This is a genomic window from Parasphingomonas frigoris (assembly GCF_036663815.1).
Taxonomy (GTDB): Bacteria; Pseudomonadota; Alphaproteobacteria; order Sphingomonadales; family Sphingomonadaceae; genus Sphingomonas.
Map to the genome: position 1 here is coordinate 1 of NZ_JAXOJQ010000046.1, position 1,386 is coordinate 1,386.

2 protein-coding genes are annotated in these 1,386 nt (G+C 64.6%); one reads left to right on the top strand and one right to left on the bottom strand.

What is annotated here, in order from left to right:
- Window positions 1–1,078: class I adenylate-forming enzyme family protein (locus U1872_RS22320; RefSeq protein ID WP_332795059.1), on the bottom strand; the 1,078-nt coding region annotated here is incomplete at its 3' end.
- Window positions 1,079–1,153: 75 nt separating this feature from the next.
- On the opposite strand from U1872_RS22320, the gene U1872_RS22325 reads away from it, so the two are divergent.
- Window positions 1,154–1,386: glutathione S-transferase N-terminal domain-containing protein (locus tag U1872_RS22325; protein WP_332795060.1), on the top strand; the 233-nt coding region annotated here is incomplete at its 3' end.

Here is a 1,386-nt window from a genome sequence, read left to right on the forward strand (position 1 = left end):
CCTCGACACCGTCATCGTCGATCAGGCGGATTTCGTGGCCCGGCATCGGCTGGCCGACGGTGTGGAGCTTGGTTGGGTTGGCTGTCGCGTTCAACGCGCAACTCGCGCCGCCCTCGGTCATGCCGTAGAATTCGACCAGCACACCCGGCCAGCGCGCGACCACATCGGCCTTCAGCGCTGCGGAGAAGGGCGCGCTGGTACTGGTCTTGAAGCGGAATGCCGACAGGTCGAAGTCATCGAAATCGGGCAGCGCCATGATCCGCTGATACTGGACCGGGACCAGCATCGTGTGCGTCGCGCGGTACCACTCGGCGAGTTCGAGATACGCGCGCGCCTCGAACTTCCCCATCAGTACGACGGTGCCACCCCAGCCGAGCGTCGGCAGGAAGCTGACCAATGTGGTGTTCGAATAGAGCGGGGTGGCGATCATCGTGACTGCGGTGTCGAACCCCGCTGCGGTGTTGCGCGAAATGTGGGCCCAGCGCATCGCATGGCTCTGGACGATGCCCTTGGGCGTGCCGGTCGTGCCCGATGAGTAGATGATGTTGAACGGGTCTTCGGAAGCGATCGCGACGCGCGCCGGGCTTGCGTTTTCTGGGGCGAGCCACTTCGAGTAAGCTTGTTCCCCCGCGAAGGCGGGGGCCCAGTCTGGACTCCCGCCTTCGCGGGGGAACAAGATGGGACGGGCTGAAAGCGTTTGCCTCTCCAGCGCCCGAGCATTCTCCGCATCGAGGAACACGATCGGCGCGCCGCTATCCGCAATCATCGCCGCGATCGCCGCCGGCGTAGCGGATGGCGCGATCGGCGTCGCGACACACCCCGCACGTACCGCACCAAGGAAAGCGGCTGCATAGTCCGTCGTCGGTGCCGCAACGATGGCCACCGCAGCCCCCGGTGTCACCCCGTCGCGCTGCAACGCCGCAGCGACCCGGTTCATCATCCCATCGAGCGTCCGATAGTCGATGCTGCCCTGCGCATCCGCAACCGCAGTGCGATCCCCCCGTTCGAGCGCATGCGCGTGGATCAGATCGGGCAGCGTGGCGAAGCCCGTGGTGAGCATGTCTGCGGCAGTCGTCATCCGCGCATCGCTAGGCGAATGCGTCCGGCGATGCCATACGGTATATTCGAAAACCGAAATCGAGGAGAAGCGGATTTGCTGTTCTACGATAGCGCGCTACCCGCGCCCAACCCACGTCGCGTCCGTATCTTCCTCGCCGAAAAGCATGTCCGCGTGCCGATGGCGCAGATCTCGATCCCCAAGGCCGAACACAAGTCGGCCTCGTTCCTGTCGGTCAATGCGCTCGGCCAGACTCCCGCGCTCGCGTTCGACGACGGTCGCGTGTTGACCGAAAGCGTGGCGATCTGTCGCTATTTCGAGGTGTTGCA